Annotated in this window: 28 protein-coding genes; 14 read left to right on the plus strand and 14 right to left on the minus strand. The window is 58.4% G+C overall.

Annotated features, from left to right (window positions below; translation table 11 throughout):
- Positions 1-221 precede the first annotated feature (221 nt).
- From ISS97_RS16905 to ISS97_RS16915, 3 genes are read left to right on the plus strand one after another with little or no spacing between them, the layout of a single operon-like run.
- Positions 222-584: an ArsR/SmtB family transcription factor gene (locus tag ISS97_RS16905; RefSeq protein ID WP_379983433.1), complete on the plus strand. Its 363-nt coding sequence runs from the start codon at positions 222-224 to the stop codon at positions 582-584.
- Positions 562-1062, plus strand: coding sequence for an SRPBCC family protein (locus ISS97_RS16910; RefSeq protein ID WP_379983432.1), 501 nt, complete (start codon positions 562-564; stop codon positions 1060-1062). The genes ISS97_RS16905 and ISS97_RS16910 overlap by 23 nt, the downstream gene beginning before the upstream one ends.
- Positions 1063-1102: 40 nt before the next feature.
- Positions 1103-1984 (plus strand): alpha/beta fold hydrolase, encoded by an 882-nt coding sequence (locus tag ISS97_RS16915; RefSeq protein WP_379983431.1) that lies wholly within the window; start codon positions 1103-1105, stop codon positions 1982-1984.
- A gap of 243 nt (positions 1985-2227) precedes the next feature.
- Here the strand turns inward: ISS97_RS16915 and ISS97_RS16920 are convergent, their stop codons facing one another.
- Positions 2228-3190 (minus strand): SDR family NAD(P)-dependent oxidoreductase, encoded by a 963-nt coding sequence (locus tag ISS97_RS16920; protein ID WP_379983430.1) that lies wholly within the window; start codon positions 3188-3190, stop codon positions 2228-2230.
- Positions 3191-3313: 123 nt separating this feature from the next.
- On the opposite strand from ISS97_RS16920, the gene ISS97_RS16925 reads away from it, so the two are divergent.
- Positions 3314-4228 (plus strand): AraC family transcriptional regulator, encoded by a 915-nt coding sequence (locus ISS97_RS16925; RefSeq protein ID WP_379983429.1) that lies wholly within the window; start codon positions 3314-3316, stop codon positions 4226-4228.
- 169 nt (positions 4229-4397) lie between these two features.
- Positions 4398-4625, plus strand: coding sequence for a DUF6434 domain-containing protein (locus ISS97_RS16930; RefSeq protein WP_379983428.1), 228 nt, complete (start codon positions 4398-4400; stop codon positions 4623-4625).
- A gap of 80 nt (positions 4626-4705) precedes the next feature.
- Here ISS97_RS16930 and ISS97_RS16935 read toward each other — a convergent pair whose 3' ends face one another.
- Positions 4706-5587, minus strand: a complete 882-nt coding sequence (locus tag ISS97_RS16935) for a patatin-like phospholipase family protein (protein ID WP_379983427.1) — start codon at positions 5585-5587, stop codon at positions 4706-4708.
- A gap of 493 nt (positions 5588-6080) precedes the next feature.
- Here ISS97_RS16935 and ISS97_RS16940 point away from each other — a divergent pair, with 493 nt between their 5' ends.
- Positions 6081-6422 carry a hypothetical protein gene (locus ISS97_RS16940; protein WP_379983426.1) on the plus strand — a complete coding sequence of 114 codons (342 nt, stop codon included), beginning with the start codon at positions 6081-6083 and terminating at the stop codon, positions 6420-6422.
- Positions 6423-6431: 9 nt separating this feature from the next.
- A complete protein-coding gene (locus ISS97_RS16945) occupies positions 6432-6569 on the plus strand; it encodes a hypothetical protein (protein WP_379983425.1) in 138 nt (45 codons plus the stop codon).
- Between the two features lie 343 nt (positions 6570-6912).
- Here the strand turns inward: ISS97_RS16945 and ISS97_RS16950 are convergent, their stop codons facing one another.
- The 4 genes from ISS97_RS16950 to ISS97_RS16965 all read right to left on the minus strand — a co-directional run bounded on the left by ISS97_RS16950 (position 6913) and on the right by ISS97_RS16965 (position 9583).
- Positions 6913-7767: a DUF6216 family protein gene (locus ISS97_RS16950; protein WP_379983424.1), complete on the minus strand. Its 855-nt coding sequence runs from the start codon at positions 7765-7767 to the stop codon at positions 6913-6915.
- A 53-nt stretch (positions 7768-7820) separates the two neighbouring features.
- Positions 7821-9029 (minus strand): DUF2235 domain-containing protein, encoded by a 1209-nt coding sequence (locus ISS97_RS16955; RefSeq protein ID WP_379983423.1) that lies wholly within the window; start codon positions 9027-9029, stop codon positions 7821-7823.
- A 66-nt stretch (positions 9030-9095) separates the two neighbouring features.
- Positions 9096-9275: a hypothetical protein gene (locus ISS97_RS16960; protein WP_379983422.1), complete on the minus strand. Its 180-nt coding sequence runs from the start codon at positions 9273-9275 to the stop codon at positions 9096-9098.
- 77 nt (positions 9276-9352) lie between these two features.
- The gene (locus ISS97_RS16965) at positions 9353-9583 is read right to left on the minus strand and encodes a hypothetical protein (RefSeq protein ID WP_379983421.1); all 231 of its coding nucleotides are present in this window, start codon (positions 9581-9583) and stop codon (positions 9353-9355) included.
- A gap of 318 nt (positions 9584-9901) precedes the next feature.
- On the opposite strand from ISS97_RS16965, the gene ISS97_RS16970 reads away from it, so the two are divergent.
- Complete coding sequence (locus ISS97_RS16970; RefSeq protein ID WP_379983420.1) at positions 9902-10993, plus strand: tyrosine-type recombinase/integrase; 1092 nt, start codon at positions 9902-9904, stop codon at positions 10991-10993.
- 846 nt (positions 10994-11839) lie between these two features.
- On the opposite strand, the gene ISS97_RS16975 is transcribed toward ISS97_RS16970, so the two are convergent.
- Positions 11840-12109 (minus strand): DUF1883 domain-containing protein, encoded by a 270-nt coding sequence (locus ISS97_RS16975; protein WP_379983419.1) that lies wholly within the window; start codon positions 12107-12109, stop codon positions 11840-11842.
- A 383-nt stretch (positions 12110-12492) separates the two neighbouring features.
- Between ISS97_RS16975 and ISS97_RS16980 the strand changes: the two genes are divergently transcribed.
- The 4 genes from ISS97_RS16980 to ISS97_RS16995 all read left to right on the plus strand — a co-directional run bounded on the left by ISS97_RS16980 (position 12493) and on the right by ISS97_RS16995 (position 14360).
- Positions 12493-12828 carry a helix-turn-helix domain-containing protein gene (locus ISS97_RS16980; RefSeq protein ID WP_379983418.1) on the plus strand — a complete coding sequence of 112 codons (336 nt, stop codon included), beginning with the start codon at positions 12493-12495 and terminating at the stop codon, positions 12826-12828.
- On the plus strand, positions 12821-13672 hold the full coding sequence (locus tag ISS97_RS16985) for an ImmA/IrrE family metallo-endopeptidase (protein ID WP_379983417.1): 852 nt from the start codon (positions 12821-12823) through the stop codon (positions 13670-13672). The genes ISS97_RS16980 and ISS97_RS16985 overlap by 8 nt, the downstream gene beginning before the upstream one ends.
- Positions 13673-13812: 140 nt before the next feature.
- The gene (locus tag ISS97_RS16990; protein WP_379983416.1) at positions 13813-14202 is read left to right on the plus strand and encodes a hypothetical protein; all 390 of its coding nucleotides are present in this window, start codon (positions 13813-13815) and stop codon (positions 14200-14202) included.
- Positions 14203-14237: 35 nt separating this feature from the next.
- Positions 14238-14360, plus strand: a complete 123-nt coding sequence (locus ISS97_RS16995; protein ID WP_379983415.1) for a hypothetical protein — start codon at positions 14238-14240, stop codon at positions 14358-14360.
- 755 nt (positions 14361-15115) lie between these two features.
- Here the strand turns inward: ISS97_RS16995 and ISS97_RS17000 are convergent.
- The 4 genes from ISS97_RS17000 to ISS97_RS17015 form a co-directional block, all read right to left on the minus strand.
- Complete coding sequence (locus tag ISS97_RS17000) at positions 15116-15958, minus strand: class I SAM-dependent methyltransferase (RefSeq protein WP_379983414.1); 843 nt, start codon at positions 15956-15958, stop codon at positions 15116-15118.
- A gap of 81 nt (positions 15959-16039) precedes the next feature.
- A complete protein-coding gene (locus tag ISS97_RS17005; protein ID WP_379983413.1) occupies positions 16040-16282 on the minus strand; it encodes a hypothetical protein in 243 nt (80 codons plus the stop codon).
- Complete coding sequence (locus tag ISS97_RS17010) at positions 16269-16502, minus strand: chromate transporter (protein ID WP_379983412.1); 234 nt, start codon at positions 16500-16502, stop codon at positions 16269-16271. The genes ISS97_RS17005 and ISS97_RS17010 overlap by 14 nt, the downstream gene beginning before the upstream one ends.
- Positions 16472-16609 (minus strand): hypothetical protein, encoded by a 138-nt coding sequence (locus ISS97_RS17015; protein WP_379983742.1) that lies wholly within the window; start codon positions 16607-16609, stop codon positions 16472-16474. The genes ISS97_RS17010 and ISS97_RS17015 overlap by 31 nt, the downstream gene beginning before the upstream one ends.
- 106 nt (positions 16610-16715) lie before the next feature.
- Between ISS97_RS17015 and ISS97_RS17020 the strand changes: the two genes are divergently transcribed.
- Positions 16716-17147, plus strand: coding sequence for a hypothetical protein (locus ISS97_RS17020; protein WP_379983411.1), 432 nt, complete (start codon positions 16716-16718; stop codon positions 17145-17147).
- A gap of 53 nt (positions 17148-17200) precedes the next feature.
- Here ISS97_RS17020 and ISS97_RS17025 read toward each other — a convergent pair whose 3' ends face one another.
- Positions 17201-17707, minus strand: a complete 507-nt coding sequence (locus ISS97_RS17025; protein WP_379983410.1) for a helix-turn-helix domain-containing protein — start codon at positions 17705-17707, stop codon at positions 17201-17203.
- Positions 17708-17806: 99 nt separating this feature from the next.
- Here ISS97_RS17025 and ISS97_RS17030 point away from each other — a divergent pair, with 99 nt between their 5' ends.
- Complete coding sequence (locus ISS97_RS17030) at positions 17807-19321, plus strand: S41 family peptidase (protein ID WP_379983409.1); 1515 nt, start codon at positions 17807-17809, stop codon at positions 19319-19321.
- Between the two features lie 174 nt (positions 19322-19495).
- Here the strand turns inward: ISS97_RS17030 and ISS97_RS17035 are convergent, their stop codons facing one another.
- Both ISS97_RS17035 and ISS97_RS17040 read right to left on the minus strand, forming a co-directional pair.
- On the minus strand, positions 19496-20284 hold the full coding sequence (locus ISS97_RS17035) for a hypothetical protein (protein ID WP_379983408.1): 789 nt from the start codon (positions 20282-20284) through the stop codon (positions 19496-19498).
- Positions 20285-20490: 206 nt separating this feature from the next.
- Positions 20491-20973, minus strand: coding sequence for a hypothetical protein (locus ISS97_RS17040; protein WP_379983407.1), 483 nt, complete (start codon positions 20971-20973; stop codon positions 20491-20493).
- Between the last annotated feature and the right edge of the window lie 588 nt (positions 20974-21561).

The raw sequence follows: 21561 nt of genomic DNA on the forward strand, positions 1-21561 counted from the left end.
TGCTTTCGCCGATGGCGACGGCAAAGCGGGTGGGTCCGCCCAGGGCGTCCATCGCCAAAATACCCCCGGCATGGTCGACATTAGAGAAGGGTGATCAGCCTGTGTTATCGGGGGTGTGGCGGAGCTGCTTTAACCCTGCCCACAAAGCCCCTCCTCAAGCCTTAACTCGCTTGCGGGGCATCCGCTTGCAAGTCACCCGTGCGCACCTTACAGTGAACCATATGGTTCACTATCAAGCCCGCCTCGACGCAACGTTCGCCGCGCTCGCCGATGTCACCCGACGCGGCGTGCTGGAGCAGCTCGGGGGTTCAGACGCCTCAATCACTGACCTTGCCCAAAGGTTTCACATGACCCTCACGGGCATGAAGAAGCACGTCAGCGTCTTGGAGCAGGCGGGGCTCGTGACCACGGAGAAGGTCGGGCGCGTACGAACCTGCAAGCTCGGAATGCGCCGGCTGGAAGAAGAGGCCGCCTGGATCGAACAGCACCGCGAACTCTGGAGCGCGCGCTTCGACGCGCTGGACAAGCTTGTCGAACACCTGAAACGCAAGGAGAAGGCAGATGCCCAAAGAAAAAGAAGGTAGTCCCGCCGCGATGAACCGCACCACCGTGGAACGCAAGTCCGACCACGAACTCGTCGTGAGGCGAACGTTCGATGCCCCGATGCACATCGTCTTCGAGGCGTGGAGCAATCCCGAATTGTTCAAGCAGTGGTGGGTTCCGAAGTCGGTGGGTATGTCGCTGGTCTCGTGCGACATGGATGTCCGCACCGGGGGCACGTATCGCCTCGTGTTCAGCCATCCGGCCTTCGATCAACCGATGGCGTTCTTCGGCACGTACAAAGAAGTAACGCCGCACAAGCGTCTCGTATGGACGAACGAAGATAGCGATCAGGGCGCCGTGACCACGGTGACGTTCGAAGAAAATGCCGGCAAGACGCTGGTCACCTTTCACGAACTCTACCCCACAGAAGCGGCCCTCGACGAAGCACTTGCCGGCTCGGCGGAAGGTCTGCCCGAACAGTTCGCGCAGCTGGATGAGTTGCTCGCAGGCAAATCGTGATTACACCGCGGTCATAGGCATATGAGAGGAGGAGGGCGACATGCTCAGACGCGATTTCCTGAAGACTGCCGTGGCGACCGCAGTGCTGACTGCAGCCCTTCCTGTTCAAGCCAAGAAAACTCTCGCCATGTCGAACGAGCATTTTGCCGACGTCAATGGCCAGCATCTCTTTTACAGCGTGCACGGCGCCGGCAAGCCGCTCATTCTTCTCCACGGTGGCATCAACCCAGACAGCTTCGGGAGCAACCTGGCCAAACTAGCCAAGGGCCGGCGGGTGATCGCCGTCCATCTCCAGGCACATGGGCGCACGCCGGACACCGACAGGCCACTGCGCAGTGAAACGATGGGCGAGGACGTTGCCGCCCTGATCGACCATTTGAACCTTGGCAAGGCCGACGTCATGGGCTATTCGCTGGGTGCCAGCGTCGCGCTGCAAACCGCCATTCGCCATCCGGAGGTGGTCGACCGGCTCGTGCTCGTGTCCGCGACGATGAAACAGGAAGGCTTTTATCCGGAGGGGGTAGCGGCCTTCAAACAGTTGGAGGCCAACGCTGCCACTCTCGGCCCTGGCGTCAAGGCATCGCCGTTAGGGAAGGCCTATCCCGATGTCGATTGGACCAACCTCTTCAGGAAGGTCGGTGACCTGACCAAACGCCCCTTCGACTGGAGCGCCGACGTCGCCAAGCTTCAGGCACACACACTGCTGGTCTTTGCCGACGCTGACGCCATCCGGCCCGAACACATGGTCGAGTTCTGGAAGGCGCTGGGAGGCGGTCAACGCGATGCCGGGATCGATGGCTCCCAGCGGCCCACAAACCAGCTCGCCATCTTGCCGAACACCACCCACTACACACTCCCCGTCGAGCCGATGCTGCCGGAGATCGTCGGACGCTTCCTCAGAACGTTCAAGGAAGGACTTTAGTTTCCAAATCATCCTGCTGCATTTACGACCCTCCGCGTGGTTGCTTCAAACGGCTTCAACTCGGTGGCAGGGGGCTTCCATTTCCGATTCGCGACCCACTCGTCGAAGAGAGTCGATGGAGGTAGCAGCCATGGATACCTGACCCGGTTATAGGGGCCCGCAGCATCTACAAGGCTGCGAATCCGGCGACGCAGGGCGGAGGAGGAGACAGCGTTAATGCCATGACTCCATGCCAGCTATTCATCACTTCATTGCGAAAGCATCAATCCCGGTAAGTTGAGCAGATAGCGCCCAGAGGCGTTCGGCTTGTTCGGAGTCAACAGCGTAAGGCCGGACGCCAACAAAGGATGGCGGCTCGTTTTCATCCAGCGTGGCAATCTCGCAATCCTCGCAATACAAACCTCCCATGCCTTCCAGCTGAGAAGATGTTGCGGCCCATACTTGGGTCGCCGCACCTTGCTGCGTTGTCTTGAAAGTTGGGTCGGCAGGATCGCCATTGGCATCGAGCCAGCCGGCGGCCATCATTTCGTTCTGTGTCAGATGACGCTGGAGTGGCGTGAAAATCTTGCCAGGATGAAGGGAGAAAGCGCGGACACCTTCCTGCTGACCAAGCCGATCAAGATGGACAGCAAACAGCGTATTAGCTGTTTTCGACTGGCCATAGGCCAACCACTTGTCGTAGCCCTGCGTAAACTGCACGTCCTTCCAGCGAATACCCGATTGGTGATGTCCCGCCGATGACACCACCACCACTCTGGCACCGCCTTTGAGCGACGGCCAGAGCAGATTCACCAGCGCATAGTGCCCAAGGTGATTGGTGGCGAACTGTGCCTCCCAGCCCGGCCCTACGCGAGTTTCCGGGCAAGCCATGATCCCTGCGTTGCCGATCAGGATGTCGATGTGCCGGCCGGTTGCCAGGAAGCGTTGCGCGAAGCCATGCACGCTGGCCAAGTCGGAAAGATCCAGCCGCTCGATTTCGACGCCGGAGATTCCGCTGGTTTTTGCGCGAGCAGCTTCCAGATCACGCGCAGCGACAATGACCCGGGCGCCGGCATCCGCCAATACTCGCGTGGTCTCCAAACCCAGACCAGAGTGGCCCCCGGTGACGACCGCGGTGATGTTGGACAGATTGCGCCCTGCGAGTACCTCCGCTGCGGTGGTTGCCGCTCCAAAACCGGAGGAGATGAGAGATTGTTTGCTGGTCATGGAGTGTCCTTTGAGCCTGATATGGAATCGGGGCAGAACCCGTGCTCAATATTGTCCAGGCTGGACTTAGGGCTTTGAATGTAGAAAAGTCCGACTGTCTGTCGAGATCGTCCAAAACACTCTATGGATCCCCTGTCTGAAGTCCTCTCGCTATTGAGCACCCAGAGCTCTGCCTTTGCAGGGTTGAAGGCGGGTGGAGACTGGGCCATCGACTTCCCGCCGCCTGACGGCATCAAGTTCAATGCAATCGTTGAAGGGGTGTGCTGGCTGATTGTGGAAGGCGTGGAGCAACCTATTCGGCTGGAGGCAGGTGATTGCTTCTTGTTGTCGCGCGGGCGGGCATTTTCACTTCGCAGCAACCTAGCGTTGCCAGGCATCCAATCAGATGCAATCTATCGCCACGCAGTCAATGGCATCGCTTGTTGCGGCACGGCCGACGCGTTTTTCCTCATCGGTGGACGCTTTGCCTTTGGTGACGAGACCGGGCTTCTGTTCGACGAGTTGCCTCCCGTCGCGATCGTCAAAAACGGTTCAGATCAAGCATCCGTGCTGAATTGGGCTTTGCAGCGTATTGCCCATGAGCTTGCCTCTCCATCTCCAGGCAACTCGATTGTGGTTCAACATCTCGGCCACATCATGCTGGTGCAAATTTTAAGGATCTATCTGGCCCAAGAAGGAAACAGCACACCGAGCTGGTTGCTGGCCATATCCGATCCCCGTATCGGGGCAGTCATTCAAGCCATCCATGCCAATCCAGCCCATTCTTGGACGGTCGAAAATCTTGCCAAAGTCGCAGGCGTTTCTCGCTCGACCCTCGCTTTACGGTTCAAGCAGAAAGCTGGTATCGCACCTTTGGAATACGTTTCGCGCTGGCGTATGCAATTAGCTACACGAGCGTTGAAGGCGAACCACACCACCATTTCCTCGATAGCGCAGAAGTTGGGCTATGACTCTGATAGTGCGTTTAGCCATGCCTTTAAGCGCATCATGAAATGCTCGCCTCGTGAATATAGAGAGGAGGCTCAGTCCATGAAATAAGCGATTAGAGAGAGTTATCGGGGGTAGGGAAAGGCGGGCTCCGATTGAGCCGTCATTCCCCTGACGCACGCGCTCTATTTAATTGATTTGCATGATTTGAACAGTGAGCGATGGCAAGAGCTGCTTTCACCCCAAAGCCATTGCTCAACTATACCGAGGGGAATGAAGAATGAAATTCGATTGGCACGGCGGGGAGATTTCGCGCACTACAGAAATCGATCCCGATTATAGGAATACGCAAAACGTCCGACGCTTCCTTTCCCATCAGTGCGGACCTGAATTCAAATTTGACCGCGGATTCATGACTTGGGTGCGCAGCGGCAACGCGAAGAACATGGGCGACGTAGCCGATGAATGGTTGCGCCGCAAGGCAGCAACTGGCATTCCGGAACATTGACTATCTATATATCTCCGACATGGCAAATTTCCTCACCGAACGGCCTTGCCGCCCTGATGATTAAACGGTGTTATCGAGGGTTACCCGTGATGATGATCATGCAGTTGGTCTGGCACCCAATCTCGGTCGAGACCACCTGCTGCAAGCCATTGGTGTGTGCTCGCTCTCGCTTGGGTGATAAGGGAGGCCGCCGCCGAGTAATCGTAAGCTGAAATATTCAGCGGGCAGAGGCTGGGTACAATCCGCAGTTGTATTCGGGCGCCTGTGAAGCGCTCCGCATCGTGAGCCAACTGGCGCGACACAAGCAGGCTGAGGGCGTGCATGGCGCGCGCAACGGCACCAGGAGGTGGCCGGTTCAGCGCGCACGCAAAGCCGGTTGGCAAGACTACGATACGCGTTGCGCCAAGATTCATTGCTGTGGAAATCGGTGTGTTGTTGGCTACACCGCCGTCGACGAGCCATTGGGAACCGATCTGCACAGGTGGAAATACCCCCGGGATTGCTGTGCTCGCGAGTACCGCGTCAATAACCGGACCCGATGACAGAAGCACTTCGTGCCCCGTCAACATATCGGAAGCCACGATATGTACTGGCAACGCGGCATGCTCGAGTTTCTGGTAGGGAAGATGCCGTTCCAGTAAGCGCCGCAATGCATAGGAGTCAACCAGATGACCTCGTCTTCGAAGGACACCCAGTATGTTGAAAGGGAGCACGTCACGCCGCTTGAGCATGCACCATAGACGCTCGAGCTTCTCAGTGCATGTTCGTGTGGGCTCCGTGGCGAAGTAGGCCGCATTGATGGCGCCAGCCGAAGCTCCGACCACGAAAGTAGGTGTTTCGCCCCAATCCAGCAGAGCTTGCAGCATTCCCACCTCTACAGCCCCCAGACTGCCACCACCGGCCAGCACGAAGGCCGTGCGGGGTGATCGGCCGTCGCCACTTGATAGCGTTGTTTGTGCCATGCCGGATACCTGCGTGCCTTTTTGCGGCTACATCGCGGCAAATCGGCTGCCGCATCCATCCAACCTCTTATGTTTGGACTTCGCTGCATAGCGACTCGGTGTTACCTGGCAATTCGAAATATGTAGCGCAAAGCGGCCTAGGCACTGCTGGGTGGCGGAGCAGGGGGTCAATACAAGCGTTTGCTCAATGGCTACTGGGCGAAGCAAAACTCAGGTCAGAATGTGCTTTCGAATGACCACTTTATGGCCGAGCCTGACGTAAAGCGATCAGCCCGTGTTATCGGGGGGCAAGGGTGCGCCTGCTTTCAACAAAGCAGCCATTCGATGTCTACGAGATTCGGGCGGTTCATAATGTCAGGAACTGGGGTTTTCGTTGAATACAGGGGGAGCTGTGGCCACGATAGATGGATTCTTGCTTGGCGGACGCCCTGACTCGGAAGGTTGCGCCGATCACGGGGCAGCCATCGCGTATCGCCTTCGCGCGCCGAGCCAGGTGAACCGTTCCGACGAGATCGATGGCTGGAGCGTGGAAAGTGCCGTAGGCAAGTCAACCATCGTGGCGCGGTCGCCGCAGACGCTCAACAGGCGGGAAGTTATCGCGGCAGGAACGGAAAACATCCAACGCTATCTCGACTTGCTGTCCTACGAGCGATTCGCAGTCTCGGAATTGGACGGCGTCGGAGCCGGCCACGTGCTGCTCTATACGCAGGGTAACCGCCGTATCGTGAAGATCATGGCCACCAGCGACTTGGGAATGGGAGTCTCTGTGACGGCTACGACTTACGATCACGAAGGAAATCCGAAGCCGACACCGCCGGGGCCGCCAGCAGTATGAACGCCGACGTTGCGTTTCTATCGGCTCATGCTGGTCGATCAGTACGAGCGCATGCGCTGCTATTTGTTCCACGCCAAGCCGGAGGACGGCATGGCGGCACCAACTCTTCCGGACCCGGAGTCGCTGGCGCTCGCATATGTGTCGTAGCGCCCGGAAACCATCCGGGGAGATGTACCAAGGCCGTGCACGACAAGCACGAGGGCCACGGCCAGAAGCGCCCAAAGGACCACCTCCGGCCCCATCGGCTGCGATCCTTGATTGCGCATAATGTATATTATGTCAAATTATGTAAATGGCTCCGCCGGGCCTGCAAGCGCAATGTTGCGTGTCGGTGCTGCCTGCCGCATTGAATGATGCGCTGTAAGCGTTGAGTTGGTGCTGCTTAGGCGTAGACATGTCTGCCTCATGTTGAACGACGGCGGACAACTGTGCATCACGGCGGCCATGGGCGCGGATAACTCTCCGGTTAGAAGACTCTGCGGACAAAACTTCATGCGTCCTGGCCGCTTTCAGGCTTCGCCTGGATAGCCGCAGCAGCTGGTTGCTCGGATACTCGCCTCTCTAACCGCCTGGACATGCCACGCGCAGCTACCGCGGAAGTAAACCAGCGGTACGCTGGCAAGCCGTATCCGAGCAGTAATCCGATGAGGAAGGACAGGCCCAGGTGCTGATTTCTCACTGTGCTGTCGATAAGTGGCTGGAGCTCCGGATCCCCAAACCAGCCGCATGCCGTGCTCACATCATCAACGGGAAGCCCCACCCGTTTCGCAATGGCTTCGCCACTGAGCGTCTTGCAATCAGCCGCAGTGAAATGGCGTGCCGTACTCCATACCTCGAAATTGGTTGGTGCCAACAAGAGTCCTTTACCGCTACCGTTCTTGACGCTGACCCACGCGCGCTGGGAGGTTAACGCGCTTATGGCAAGGATGAGCGTCGCGCCGCAAACCATGGTGATCAACAAAGACGTGATGAACTCCCAGCGCTTGGGGGGAGCCAGTTTTAAGCCGGGCTTACGTAAATCGAAATAATTGCCACAGCGCGCTACGTCCCCAATCTCCTCATTGTTGTCGACGGTCCAGGCGATTAAGCGACGGGTGTCCTCAAGGGTGCGACAACGCACGCCCGTTACCGCACGAAACTGCATCAGCGTGCTGCGTGAAGCAAGATAGGCTCGAATGACTCGATCACCCGGCTGGGGCTTGCCGTGGACAAGTGACCACAGCCGGGCAAGCAGCATGTGGGGAGAGCCACTTCGCCAGCACAGCCACAATAAAAGAAGGCCAATCGCACCCAGGTGAAGAAGGGTCCAAGCCCAACCGGGAATAGCACTAACGATTTCGAGCATGTCGCCCCTTCCTTGGTGAGTGTGGCTCTGTATTGCCCCTGTTCGGCGAAGCCTTAATTCGTGCCATCAGCTTTCTGGATCGCCGCGGGCTCGGTCAGCGTAATCGCATCAACGGCGACACTTGGATCATCCGCGCGTACCGTCGTGGTTATCGTGCCGGGGTCAATGTTGAATTTTCTCGCCCAGTCGACCACGTTCTTGGGCCTGTAGGTTTTATCGGCTCGCCACCTGGCAAAGACGGATGCGTCGATGGTCTCGTTCACCACGAACTTGACGTCTTTTCCATTCCCCAGCGTGGCTTGTCCAATTGGGCGCCGAAACGGGATGAGGAGGTGAAAAAGGGCGTAGAGCCCGAAAGCCATCTCCCGGAATGAGTTGTTGATTAGCCCCTCTTCCACGCTATCGTCTGCTGGCATGTCCCGAAACACCAGGCCCCTTGCCTTGGCCTTTTCCATCAGCCACATCAGTGGCCGCTGGGCAAGAATGTCGTTCGCGTATCCACCACCGACGTTCGCGTGAGCTCCCGCAAACCAGCGCTGCTCCACTCGCTGAGTGTCCGGGAATGCATATGCCCCTGTGGCGCTCTTATCGTCCTTGGCGCGCGGCCAAGTCCACAGCGTCGGCGCAAATGCGCGCCGATGCTCGTCAATCGCGAGCGCGTGATAGGCGGTGTCGTCATTAATCCAGAGGTCAGTCTGGAGGAAGTTGTATTGGGACCGGCTAATGAAGGGGATGTTGCCAAAGGGAAGGCCGAGTGCCCCGACTGTGTCCCATACGCCAAGGAACCAGATCGCGACGGGGCGAGAGTATCGCTTCAACCAGCGCTCCTCCGTTGTGAGGTTTGCATCCGCCGCATGGACAAGTTTCCGGATGGAGGTGACCTCACGTCGGCGGTATCGCGCGTACAGTTGGTCCACGGACAGTGGCGATCCGGCGATGAGGAGCCCGCATTCAGAGATAAGGCCGTTCAAGGCGCGAGCGGTATAGGCGCCACGACTGAAGCCAAAGATGAAGATTCGATCGCCCGGGTTGTAGTTCTCAACGAGCCATTCGTAGGCATTGATGACTTCAGCGTCCAACCCGTAGCCGAAGGCTCCTCCCATGAATCGCTGTCCAAAGAGCGTGCCCACGCCCTGGCTGTAATAGCTGATCTGGTCTTCGCTCGTGACACAAAGCGACTTGGCACGCCAGACGTTGGTATTGTTCTGGACGGTATTCCAGGTGCCATCCAAGAAAAGCGCAATGCGCTTTGGATTTGTCATGCCTCTCCCCCTATTTCGTTCGAACCAACGACTCCCCATCGTTATGACTACCGACTGCAGTGCGCATCAGTCATCGAGCGCAGATGGGCCGTGCGCCAAGCGAATCCGCATTCGAGCCTGGATCTCTTGTAAAAGCGCTTCGTCTGCGTTGCTGAGCGGCCCGATCCTTTCCGCGATATCGAATCCGCGCCAGACTTCGACCCAATGCCCGTCGCGATCCTCAACGCGCTGTATCGACCATGTCATGTCACTCGTCTCCTGTCTTCACCTGACGCTCGTCCCGGGTCACTTTTCGGTCGTGTTGCTGCACGACACTCGGGGCGCTATTTCTTAGGATGCATGTCGCGCACGAGCTCATGAAGGCTTTTGCCGGTCCGCTCCCGAACCGTTTCCAGGGTTGTATCCGAGCGAAGGCCCTGGGCAAAGTTGGGGCCGTATTCCTCCCTGAGCGTGCGGACGAGGGTGTCGCCACGCTTCTGGCGGATCTCGCCGGCCTTGGGTGGGTTTTGGTCGCGAGTGCGGCCATCGAGGCCGCGGGGCAGCTTTTTGCTCATGAGCGTAGCCCTCAGGTGTGCCGCCTGCGGCGGCGTTGCGGCCATCCTAATGGCCTACCGGTCTCATGCGCTGAGATGACCTGTCCACGGGTTGATCTGGCAATTTGTGCAGCAGCCTGTTGCACAATTGGTCAACAGTCCGCTGACTAATTGTCCAGCGGTCTGCTGGACAGTTAAATCGGACGCCGTGGCTTCGAGATTGTGGCTTCAACTGACTGAAAAATAGCCGTTTCCTACTATTATATAGATAGCGAATAATGGCACTTATTCGCTATCATGAAGTGTCGGCGTCATCTGGGGCGCCTCCTGAGCACCGTCATGGCCGAGCCGACCACCCTTCCCCTACGTGTTGTCGATGCGCTGCAGGACCTCACTTCGGTGCCGGCGGTAGCGCCCGATATCCATGCGCCGCGTCCCGCGATGGCCTCCTCGGTCGAGGCCGTGCTCGCGCGCCTCGCCAACTGGTCGAGCGACTTCGCTGCCGGCAGCGCGCCGGCCACGGTGAAAGCGGTGCGCTCCGACTGGACGCAGTACCTGGTGTGGTGTGAAGCGAGAAGGGCGACTCCCCTGCCCGCCTCCGTCGAGCAACTCGAAACGTTCTTGTCGGCCATGATCGACAAAGGGCGCAAGCGCGCCACGGTGGACCGCTATCTCTATACGGTGGGTTTGGTGCATGTCGCCGCGGGCTTGCCGAGTCCGTCGAAGGATCCGGACTGGCCGGTCAAATGGAAGAAGCTCATTAGACGTCTGAAAACTACCGGTGGCCACGCGCGCCAACAAGCCGGCGAGCTCGACATGGCCGGCGTCGACACCATCCTGGCGACGCTGGGTGAGAGTCCGCGCGATCTGCGCGATGCCGCGTTGCTGTCGATGGCCTCGGATACCTTGTGTCGCGAGTCGGAACTGGTGGCCATTCGCGTCGAACACCTGCACCACAACCGGCGTCGGAATACTTGGTCGCTGCATGTGCCGTTTTCCAAGACCAACCAGGATGGCGCCGCGCCGGACTATCGCTTCGTGAGTGGGGAAACGATCGCGCGCGTGCGTGCGTGGCAGGCCTCGGCCGGCATCATCGAAGGCGCCCTCTTCCGCCCCACCGGTGGACGGCCAAAGGCCAATGGTGGGGCGGCCGAAGCGTTGTTGCCGCAAGAGGTAGCACGGATTTTTCGGCGACGCGCCAAGGCCGCGGGGTTGGAGCATGCCGGGACGATTAGTGGGCATTCGACGCGGATCGGTTCGGCCAATGACTTAGCCGAACACGGTGCGACTGGCACGCAGATCCAACACGCTGGCGGTTGGAAAACGGACCGCATGGTGACCTATTACACGCGACGTTCGCAGGCAGGCGCGTCGGCTATGGCTGAATTGCGAGCATCCAACACGTCGAGCCCCAAGGAAAATCCGGCGTAGTCAGGTGCGAAGGTTAAGAGCCATAAGCACGGATCGAATGAGAACTACGCGGCTCCACCGTAATCCGAAGGGGCGTTTCAAAGCACGCCAAAAAAGCCATCCATGACGGATGGCTCTTTCCATGGGGCCACCGCATCACTTACTTGCTCCAGTGACCGTCCACCCACTCGTACTGCGACGTACCGTAGTTGTAGCGCCAGTGCCCCTTGACCCACCTCGTCGCGCCAAGGGGTTGCAGGGGCCTTAAATTTTGGATCCTGTCCGGTGGCTTCGGAGGTTTCGGCGGCCTGGGTGGCTGAGGAGGCTTAAATCCTCGAAAAACCATAGACCCTCTCCTTCAACGAAAGAGCTTCCGGAGCAACGACGCCCAACCTATCGTCGTGCGGTTATAGACACGGTTGTAGGCCGCCTTCTTAGGATTCGTCAGCCACCCATAGCCCCTTGGTGCGCGTAGACCGAGCGAATTCTTGACCATTCGCTTGACCGATGTCCTGGCCGCGATGGACTTCTTCCAAGACGGTTTGCGAACTCCAAATTTCATATCCTCCCCCTGAGTGCCACGACTGGCAATACGCGAACGCGGCACCCGGCTTGGGGCCGCGCCCTTACACCCTACGCCAGTGGTCGGGGATTCGTTTATCCGACAAATGGCGTACCCGAGCGACGTGCAAGGCATGGGTTGGGTACACCGCTTTAGCCCACGCAATGGCGCCGGCCTGCGTGCTCGATGTGTGGAGTGGCGTACTGGAATGGGCAGGCTCAACCGTGAAACGCCCAGAGTGTTCATTGATAAATAGACTGCTCATCGCTCTCGGTGCCTCCGTAGTAAGTAGGTAGCCCTGCAGGTCAGGCGCGAATTACTTGAATCGCCGACCGTACGGTTCCGCGCAGCCCAGCCATGTCTACGGCGACATGCCAGTGGCCGTAGCTCGGAACTTGAAGCCGGATGGGGGTCTGCTTTGCGAGACCTCCGACATACCGGTACTGATGCCCGCTCCGGTAGCTGGAAAAATTGGAGTTATCCATCAACCGAATATTTGCGGCGCTCCCATGGAGCGAGATCTGAACCACATCTCCGTTGTCGAGCTGCCCCAGGTCGTAGTGTGTGAAATTCATCAAACGTCTCCTTGGTACGAGCAGGTCACCGCCCCTCGGTATTGGCGCGAACATTCAGCCGCCAACTAATACGGCCTTGGTCCGTCGTGTGCTGGTGGTGATTCTGGGGTGGAAACGGATCGGACTCATTGCAGGCGTCCTCTTTGCCACACCCCAGACAGCGGTAGATCCCCGAAACAGGCACCGTGTTGCCAGGGTAATAAGTCTCTGTCCACCAAGAAAATTTCATGTCACCCTTGCTCAATTTCGAATCATCGACATACCAGGACATGTGACCTCCGAAAAATAAAACGACTTGCTTTATTTGACGAAATCGACAATACACTAGACATGTCGATATCGTCAAGTACCATTTGACAGACCCTTGCTGGACCTCCCTTTACATGCCCGAAGATCTGTTCCCGACTCGTCTCCGCCTCATCCGCGAACAACGAGGTTTCACCCAAGCCCAGCTCGCCACTGAGGCAGGGCTCCCTGCAACGACCATTTCGCATTTCGAAGCAGGCTCAAGAAAGCCATCGTTCGATAACCTTAGAAGGCTGAGCAAAACGCTGAACGTCAGCAGTGATTACTTGATGGGCATCACTGACACGCAAGAAGCGACTGGGGCGGCTTCTCGCATTGCTAGACACTTGGGCAATGCCTCCAAGGAAGACATCGCGTTTCTTGAACAGATGGCTCAGGCCATGGCCAACAAGAGCAAACCCAACGATGAATGACAGTCGGCGTCAACAGATTCACACCAAAGCTCTTGAGCTCCTGAGTGATGTAGGCCTCGATGCCCTCCCTGTTGACCCGCTACAAATTGCCCAGCATCTCGATATTGATGTCCACGCGAAATCCGCCAATGTCGAGGGCGCATCTGGCTGGCTTATCAAATCCGGCGAACACTTTGGTATCGCGTATGCGACGCACATCCAGAGCAAAGGGTTTCAGCGCTTTAGCATTGCCCATGAACTAGGCCACTACTGGCTAGACTCTCACCCAGCGCATATCTTCAAGCAGGGCGATATGCATCAATCGCACGCTGGGTTTGGAAGTGCGGACCCTATTGAGCTTGAAGCCGACTACTTCGCTGCGTGTTTGCTGATGCCGGCAACGCTATGTAAGCGGGTCATCTGGGGTAGCAAGGATGGACTTGCTGCGGTCAAGGCCTTGGCCCAGGCGACCCACACATCCCTCCAAGCAGCTGCGATTCGCTACGTCGAGCTCAGCAAAATTCCCTCTGGCATCGTCCTCAGCCTGGACGGCGTGGTGGAGTACTGCCTCGATGGTGGAATCAGGAAAGAAATTGGCTGGCCCAGGGGGCTTGGTCGCGGGGCGTCTATTCCACAAAACACAGCCACGCGACGCTTGGCCTCGGACCCCGATGCGGTTCGTCGTGCCGACGAAGACAGTGATGACGCGCCGGCTTCTGATTGGTTCCATGGGGTAGAAACCAGGCAAACGCTCACCGAGGAGGCTATCGGCCTTGGGTCATATGGCAGAGTCCTCACGCTTCTCACTTTGGATGAAAGTGACGAAGATGAGGAGGATGCTTGGGAAGAGCCTCGTTTTCGATGATAGATGAGACGTATCGCTACTGAGACGCCGTGTCGGTGCCAGGCTAAAGGGGGGGGTCTCATGGGCTTCCTCTTGAGCCGAGATGTTCTACAGGGGGAAATATGGGTAGACGGTCTTCCAGGGCGGAAGGGGCATTGCTGGTGCTGGCCCTCATCGTTGGCCTGCCCATCTATCTCGCCACCAAACTCTTTCAGACCACGGGCTGGGTCATCCCAGTCGTCACCGTCCTCGCAGTCATTGCCCTCCTCGTCTGGAGTGCGCACGTCAAAAAACAGCAGCGGCTGGCCTACCTGCGCGAGAAGTACCAAGACGAAGATATTGTGCAGAAGGTTTTCGCGGGTGAGTTCTGGCGGGGCCAGACTGAAGAGCAACTGCGCGATTCCTTGGGTGCTCCCGTCGCCATCGACAACAAGCTTTTGAAGACCATGACGCGGGAGGTGTGGAAGTATCAACCCTCTGGCGTCAATCGCTATCGACTGCGCATCACGGTCGAAAACGGCCGGGTTGCTGCATGGGACCAAAAGACCTAACCGTCACCACGTGGTGATAACAGGAGGAGCAAAGCATGGCCACAAGCAAGAAAGATGCGTCCAAGGCTTCCAAGTTACTCCGCACCAGCAAGAGCAAGATGGTTCGCTCGGTTGCAGGCTCCGACCTCGCCCAAGCCAAGCGAAAGAAAAAGAAGTAGGCGCTCAACAGGAAGGGCCACCTCGAGTGACCCTTCCTTCGTCAAGAGGGCGTATGAGTGATTGCCACGAGAGAGTGAGTCACTGCTTCAACCTAGTCGTTTGAGCAACCAAGCAAGAGCGAAGGTTCACCTTTACTTACTTGCCCCGATGCAGGTCAATTTGCTGCTGTATCCAGCCATCTAGCTCGAAACTAGCGTCGGCTAAGCGTTCGAAGCCCGTAGTCTCTTCGAGCTTCGGCAATTCGTATCTGCGAGGCGCGCTCGTCTCACGAGAAGGCTATTCTCTGCAAGTAATTGCTATTGATGTCCCCCTGAACTCCCTGGATGACTTCATGCAGCGTCATGTGGTGCTGAGCGAGGGCCATCAATCCAACTAGATTCTTCGGGATAACATCTGGTCGTGCCTCATTGAAGTCGTTGACTTCCTGACCTTCAATGTCTTAGTGCGCCCCAAGAATCTGGGAAAGCCTCGACGCGCGACCGGGGCGAAGCTCTCCTTCTATATCTCTCAAAGGTCGGAGGTAAGTGCTCCTCACCATCTCCCTGACCACAGCTCCAATCTCGGGCCCGATGCCCCGCCCCCCCCCCCGGACCGAACAATGCTGTCTACGCGACCCCGCCACCGCCCCTCTGGCGGTATCCAGCGCGCTTGGAGACCTAGAGCGAGCGAGCTCGTTCCGTCGCCCTCGTGCGTCCGCCAGGGACTATTTAGCCCACGTAAGCATCGATGCGAACGAAAGAAGGTGGACGTCTCTTCAAGCAATACCAATGGCCAAAGTAAACGTCTGTAGGAAGTGAAAATCAGGTCGACGGAGCGCAAAGCCGGATTCCAGCGGATCGCACAGTTTGACCAGCTCAGCATAGTCAGTGTCCGCTAGGTAAGGTCGTAGCCGCGCGCCCCAAGTCGCACGAAAAATTGCCTCGAGAAGATAGTCTTCGTCGCTGGGATTGAGAGGAGACACTCGATCAATATTGAACGTTTGTGCCTGTACGTCTTTCAGGCCAGCTCGTCGCAGGATGCCCACCGACGCTCGCACAGCCGTCAAGTCGCGTTCGTCGAGACTGTACTTGTCCCGATAATACTGACGCACGGCTTCGTTTGTCAGTCGCTCGAGTCTTGAGTCCCATGCGAAGTACATGTCAGGAAGGAATGAGCTTTGCCCTAATGCGATACGACCGCCTGGTCGTAAAAGGGTGGACAGTGTCGCCACGCTGGCATCTGGATCTCGCAGGTGATTGATCGTGTTAACGGACCAGACCAAGTCGAAACTTCGTGCCGATAATGGTGGCTTGGTCATATCAGCTTGAGCCACCAAGACGTCGATCTGAGCTTGCGCTCGGGCCACCGCTAGATGTGGTGAGGAAAGATCTAGGCCGATGACTATGCCATTGACGCCAAGAGCATCACGAAACCACTGGAGTGCTTCTCCTGTGCCGCAGCCCGCATCCAATACTTGCATGCCAGGCTCTAGACTCAGACTGGCGATCGCGTTGCGAAGTTCTGGCGCCGCAAATCGATTAAAGAGCGACAACTTTTGCGCATAGTCCCGGCTTTTCGTATCGCCTAGTAGCCCTGAATCGACAATCGGCTTGTCCACTTTGGCACCTGCAACAAAGGTCGGCCCCTATACCACCGGTAACCCTGAGCTTTTCTAGCCGGGAAAATCCCAGTGGAAAAATCAGGCCTTGAGCTTGCCGTGATAGTAGGCGCCTCTATCGTCGTATAGCTCAATCTTTCCGTCGGCTTTGAGCGCCCCGTAGTAGTAGCGGCTCTTGTGATCGTACAAGTCGATCTTGCCGTTATCTTTTAGCTTCCCGTACCAGTAGTTCCCTTGCGGATCGTAAATGTCGATATTGCCGCCATCCTTGAGTTTGCCGTGGTAGTAGGCGCCGGCCTGATCGTAGAACTCAATCTTTGTCATTCTGTGGTCTCCTTATCTGATGACGGGTGTGCAGAGTGAACCAAACCGACAGGTTCAGTACCACTCCCACAATCGCGGCCGTGACGGCAGAGAGCGCTGCATTAAGAGCTTGATTGCTGCGCAGCGCCTCCACGTACGGTGCGCCGAGAGATATCCACAAGAAGCAAGGCGCGAACGTTACCCAGGTCGTCAGTATCGAGCCGACCACGCCGGCCGCCATAGGCGGTAACCCAGTTTCATGGTAATTGGCCCCAAGAAGGCGACGAACTGCAGCACCATGATCAAAGGGCCAGGCGTTGTCTCGGCAAGAGCCAGGCCATCCAGCATCTGTCCCGGCGTAATCCAGTGGAAGTTCTCCACAACGCCAACAGTCTTGCCGACCCGTCGATGAAACTCGCGCTGCAGGCCATTGGCCAACCGCGCGGGCGGGTACTTGACGCGATGGAGCGCGTCGCGATTCCTGGCGACCACCTTCTCCGACGGCAAGGATCGCGCGCTTTATCGGCGCATCGTGCAGAGGGTGGGCAAGGTCGATACCTTGTCCATCGGAATGGAGTGCGATGGCGCGCCGCTCACTTGGCTCTACGGCCCTTATTTGAGCCAGCCGATCAGCCGCAAGGACGACGAATCGCGGCGCTTGTCCGGATCTGGCAGCGAGAACGCCTGGAGGATCGAGGAGGAAATTGGCTGCAGAACGGCTTACGTCTACGCCATGGGACAGGAGCCCTGGCTGCGATTCGTTGCTGGCCTGCAATACACTCCCCAAAGCAAGCAGATCGTCGAGTCCGACAAGTTCATTGGTCGCTGCCGGGAAGCCGGACTGACGGCGGAACGGCTGTACGGGTCCAGGACGATGCGGGTGTGAGCGCTCACCGCAGTCCCGCCTATTTGGATCCGCCTTGATCTCTACCAGATCGTCTAGCACACCGTACTGCGGAAGAAGCGCGTCAGAACGCGGCCCTGGTTGGCGAAGCTGTGCTCCTGCGAACTGTCAAACAGGTGGCAGCCCGCGGAGACCGTGACGGCTCCCGACGCCAATTCCAGTGTCAGCGTCCCCTCCACGACTACGATGAGGACATGCCAGCCCGAGGGGTCCGCGCCAGCCTGGTAGCGCTCGCCTGGTTGGAGCCGCCATTCCCACGTCTCCACTTCGCGGCTGACGCTCACGCTGCTGAGCAGGACTCCCTGGCCGCCCTGCGGTCCCTCCCAGCCCAGCCGGTTGATCGCATTGTTCATCGACGCGCTGCCCGGCTCACGCACCAAGTCCGCGAGCGTGGCATGGAGCACCAGGCCGATGCGGTCCAGGGTCGCGGTACTGACGCTGGTCCCTCCCCGCTCGATACCACCGATCATCCGCAAACTGACGCCGGAGGCGTCTGCCAGCGCCTTCTGGCTAAGTCCGGCGCGCTGGCGGTAGCGGCGCACATTGTCTGCCACGTGTGACAGGAAGGCTGGAGTGACGGGACTAGGCAAAATATTGCCTCGCTGCTATAGGTAATATATTGCTCATTCTCGGGAATCCGCATGCTGTTGACCAGCCCGCGCTGCTGGCGTGCCGCGCTCGCACTTTGCGTTGCCCTGCCCGCCGCCGCCCAGGCCGCACCCCCCGCGACCTGCCCGCCACCGATTGCCCTGACGGCCGCGGCCGCCCGGGACGACCTCGAACTGGCGATCCGTGCGACCGAAGCCGCCCTGCCCAACATCTATTGGCACCAGACACCGGAAGCATGGGAAACCGCCAAAGCGCAGGCACGCGCGACGATAGGCACCAGAACCTCCGAGGAGGCGTTCCTGCGTACTCTCCGGGTATTGCTATACCAGATCGGCGAAGGGCATTTCAGTGTGCGCCCCAGTGATGCCGTGGCCTGCCGTTATCGAGCCGCCCTCCAGTTTCCACTCGACGTACTGTGGCGCGACGACGGCCTTTTTGTGGCCGCCGGCTATGGCGATGCGAATGACATCCCGCAGGGCTCGGAAATCCTCACCATCAACGGAGAGCCGCACACTGCATTGCTCGACGAGCTGTATCGGGCCAGCCCGCATGACGGCGTGATCCGCACCGGTGTCATGCGTGATGAAGGTGCGCGTTATGCAGCGATGCGCTGGTTCCTGCGCGGCGAAGAACGCGCCTTCCACCTGCGCATTCGCATCCCCAATGGAAGCATCCGCGACGTCGAGGTGCATCCTGTGCCCTACGTCATCCGCCCTAAGCCGCCAGCTGCCTTGTCTCCAGTAGCTCAACTGCAATGGATCGACGACAAGACGGCCTATCTCTATGTCCCCACTTTCAGCAACAAGCGCTATCGCGCCGTCGGGGCCAACTACGCCTCGACGATCCAGGCCATCTTCGACGAATTGGGCGCAAGGGGTGCTGAGCGCTTGGTGTTGGATCTCCGCGACAACGGCGGAGGCTCTGAACCGAACGAGACGATCCTGTTCTCCTACCTTGTCGAGCGCCCCTCCCAGAAGTACGCATCCGTTCGCAGCCGGGCGAATGACCTGAAGGTCACCAGCCCTTCAGGACGTGTGTACCGTCACCAGATCTACGACAGCGACGAACTGTCGACTGTGCGCAAAGTCGGCGCAGATGCCCTGGAACGGCTCAACGCCCCACCGGAAGGCCTCATGACGCGCTGGTCCCCCGCGTCGCCCGTGTTCACAGGCAAGCTCGTCGTGTTGGCCGGCGGCATCACCTTCTCTGGGGGCGCCGAGCTGGCCTCGCTGTTGTATGCGAGCCGTCGAGGGGTGTTCGTCGGAGAGGAAGTTGGTGGTACTCACGCCGGCAATACGAGCGGCTACAAATGGGAGCTCAAGTTGCCGCACTCGGGCATGGAGATCGGCATCCCGCTGCTCAAATTCCGATTCACCTGGCCCGAAGTTCAGCACGACCATGGCGCGTTGCCCGACTGTAAAGTGCAGCCGCGCGTTGGTGAGCGTCGTCAGATTGACGATGCCGCGTATCGGGTAGCGCTGGCATTGCTGGCCATGCCATGGACACAACCACGCGGCGTCATGTGTCCAGCGCCCGCGGAACCCTGAAGCGCTGTCGATGCTGCGGAGTGCGCCGATTTCAGCGCGAGCGGCATACTTCAATGTCGCTCGCGGGTGATTACCGATCCTTCCCCCAGATCACCACTCCCCCGCGTATGGTGTCGCGCACGCGAGCAAAAGGCGGTTGCATCGTCTGCCGGGTCGCCATCGAGGAGCACGAGATCAGCGTCCATGCCCGGGGGCGATACGTCCTTTGTGCGCGGCATAGCCAAAACGAGAGGCTGGCGTGTCAGCTGGGAAACATTTCAAGGCCGACGACTGTGGCGTGATATGGGCAACGCCTTGGCCATCGATCACCGCCTCCACCACATAGGTGATCACGCTTGGATCGCTGCGTAGATCCTCCCTTTGCTCCGCTGAAAGGCCTTTTTCTTCCACCCCGTACGCGGCATCACAATCCGGCATCGTCGCCTTGGTCAGCCCGGTGGCCTGCTTGATCATTGCCCAGCAGTGAGTGGCGTCGCTACGCATCGAGCAAGGTGCGACGTAAAACTTGCGATACGTCAATGTCAGCGGGTGGTAGTACCACGGACGCAACTCGGGGTCGCGTGGCGGCAACAACGGCTTCACCGACAGCAGCGGCGCAGCGACGTCGGAGAATATCTTCCCATCGCCTGCGCTATCGTACACGGCGAAGGGTCGGCCACCGTTGGCGCCGTCACTCCCATCGAAGAACACATAACCTTGACGTACGCCCCGGAAATAACCGCTCCAGTCCCTAATCACGGTCTCGCCGTCGATGTTTTCGCGACGACAGGCTGGCTCGGCCTGTCCTTTCCGAAGGGTCACCATAGAGAGCTGGCCCGCTCCCTTGAGCCCCTCCAGATCCACTTCCTTGACCATCAAATCGGGGTAGTAATAGCAGGAGACCTTGGGATGAGCGCTGGGGTTCGGATCCGCCGGATTGGGCGGTAGCGTCAGGTGTTGCTCACGCAGCGGCTGGTCGAACAAGTTCGACGTCCCAGCCGCCCATGCACTTGCGTGGATGGCCAAGGCGCAGCTGGTCGCCCAATAGAGTTGGGGCGCGATGGCTCGCCAGGGTGACCTACTACGATGCACTTTGACTCGCCCCCAGGGACCCAGGCCAAGAGCCGGGCATCGATGAATTTCGCCAATGCTTCATAATGGACATGCCAAGGATCGTGGTGACCAAGTCTTCACTTGAACGGAGTCGAGAACGAAAGATTCCATAATGAGCCATCGCCGTGGTAGGTGGCGCGTACTTGCAACCCGTCTTTGGCCCACTGGTCCCATTCGACAATATCGTCGTCTACTTCCGTCACCTGCGGCGTACCGAATTCGCGCAGCGCATCTTCCCGCTTGGTGATCGGCCGGTCGCTGAACGGAATCGACCCCAAATATGGCTTGAAGCCCCTGCTGGTTGGGCCATACGCAAACACCGCCACTAGAATTCCCTTGCCGGCATCCTTCGGCACGGCAATTTTCTGCTCGTAGTTTTCCCGGTCCCAGAATGCCAGCTCCAATCCCAGGGACTTGAGTTCGATGGCATCCGAGCCTTCGGCCCGAAGTGTTTTGGTGGACAAGGACTGGATGTTTGCCCCCGCCGACTTCAAAAGCTGATCGAGATTGGTATTCAGTTCGGAATGTCCAAAGAAGGGGAATAACTCTTTCAGTATCACAGAAGGCTACCTCGGCTGATGCCCAAGCGACGCATTTCCCGACAGGCCGTTGAGCGACCAAGGCCGAGCTGCTTTGCTGCTTCGGCAGGTGAAGTTTTGGCGATGACGAGTTTGGGCGCCATAGTTCCACGAAGACGAGTGGTGTCAGATCGAACTCCTTCCCGCAGCCGGTCTAAAAGAGCTTCAGCCCATCCTTGCCGAGTACAAGATTTTTGAGAAAACCCATCGATTGCAGTATGGGTGGTCTCAGATATTTGCTCGCAGATTGACTAGAACTACGCTCATCGAAGGAGTGGGTGCTGTCGACAAATTAGCAGCCTTGTTCGGGACAGCTCCAATCAACGCACCTATGCTGACGACAGCACCTCGGCCGCTTGAGCAGGTCGAAAGCGGTTTCGCCATCAAGCCATCGTCTGACGTGCTTCTCTACGGTTTAGTGGACGAGCACGGCATCACTGTGCGTGGTGCAATGGCTCAGGGAGACGACAGGCAGATCTCTCGGGTGTTCGCCAAATTGCACTCGTCTTTCGGACTCATGCTGGTCGACTGGCGTCAGCAACTTGTTCTCTGCTCGGCTGGCCCGGACGG

Source organism: Dyella koreensis (assembly GCF_044904565.1).
GTDB lineage: Bacteria > Pseudomonadota > Gammaproteobacteria > Xanthomonadales > Rhodanobacteraceae > Dyella_D > Dyella_D koreensis.

Excerpts from the sequence above, each read along its gene's own strand:
- ISS97_RS16955 (WP_379983423.1), bottom strand. The coding sequence starts at position 9,029 with ATGACAAATCCAAAGCGCATTGCGCTTTTCTTGGATGGCACCTGGAAT.
- ISS97_RS16950 (WP_379983424.1), bottom strand. The coding sequence starts at position 7,767 with ATGCTCGAAATCGTTAGTGCTATTCCCGGTTGGGCTTGGACCCTTCTT.
- ISS97_RS16915 (WP_379983431.1), top strand. The coding sequence starts at position 1,103 with ATGCTCAGACGCGATTTCCTGAAGACTGCCGTGGCGACCGCAGTGCTG.
- ISS97_RS16980 (WP_379983418.1), top strand. The coding sequence starts at position 12,493 with ATGCCCGAAGATCTGTTCCCGACTCGTCTCCGCCTCATCCGCGAACAA.
- ISS97_RS16910 (WP_379983432.1), top strand. The coding sequence starts at position 562 with ATGCCCAAAGAAAAAGAAGGTAGTCCCGCCGCGATGAACCGCACCACC.
- ISS97_RS16975 (WP_379983419.1), bottom strand. The coding sequence starts at position 12,109 with ATGAATTTCACACACTACGACCTGGGGCAGCTCGACAACGGAGATGTG.
- ISS97_RS16995 (WP_379983415.1), top strand. The coding sequence starts at position 14,238 with ATGGCCACAAGCAAGAAAGATGCGTCCAAGGCTTCCAAGTTACTCCGC.
- ISS97_RS16905 (WP_379983433.1), top strand. The coding sequence starts at position 222 with ATGGTTCACTATCAAGCCCGCCTCGACGCAACGTTCGCCGCGCTCGCC.
- ISS97_RS16970 (WP_379983420.1), top strand. The coding sequence starts at position 9,902 with ATGGCCGAGCCGACCACCCTTCCCCTACGTGTTGTCGATGCGCTGCAG.
- ISS97_RS16930 (WP_379983428.1), top strand. The coding sequence starts at position 4,398 with ATGAAATTCGATTGGCACGGCGGGGAGATTTCGCGCACTACAGAAATC.
- ISS97_RS17030 (WP_379983409.1), top strand. The coding sequence starts at position 17,807 with ATGCTGTTGACCAGCCCGCGCTGCTGGCGTGCCGCGCTCGCACTTTGC.
- ISS97_RS17005 (WP_379983413.1), bottom strand. The coding sequence starts at position 16,282 with ATGACAAAGATTGAGTTCTACGATCAGGCCGGCGCCTACTACCACGGC.
- ISS97_RS16920 (WP_379983430.1), bottom strand. The coding sequence starts at position 3,190 with ATGACCAGCAAACAATCTCTCATCTCCTCCGGTTTTGGAGCGGCAACC.
- ISS97_RS17015 (WP_379983742.1), bottom strand. The coding sequence starts at position 16,609 with ATGCTGGATGGCCTGGCTCTTGCCGAGACAACGCCTGGCCCTTTGATC.
- ISS97_RS17010 (WP_379983412.1), bottom strand. The coding sequence starts at position 16,502 with ATGGCGGCCGGCGTGGTCGGCTCGATACTGACGACCTGGGTAACGTTC.
- ISS97_RS16960 (WP_379983422.1), bottom strand. The coding sequence starts at position 9,275 with ATGACATGGTCGATACAGCGCGTTGAGGATCGCGACGGGCATTGGGTC.
- ISS97_RS16925 (WP_379983429.1), top strand. The coding sequence starts at position 3,314 with ATGGATCCCCTGTCTGAAGTCCTCTCGCTATTGAGCACCCAGAGCTCT.
- ISS97_RS16965 (WP_379983421.1), bottom strand. The coding sequence starts at position 9,583 with ATGAGCAAAAAGCTGCCCCGCGGCCTCGATGGCCGCACTCGCGACCAA.
- ISS97_RS16985 (WP_379983417.1), top strand. The coding sequence starts at position 12,821 with ATGAATGACAGTCGGCGTCAACAGATTCACACCAAAGCTCTTGAGCTC.
- ISS97_RS16935 (WP_379983427.1), bottom strand. The coding sequence starts at position 5,587 with ATGGCACAAACAACGCTATCAAGTGGCGACGGCCGATCACCCCGCACG.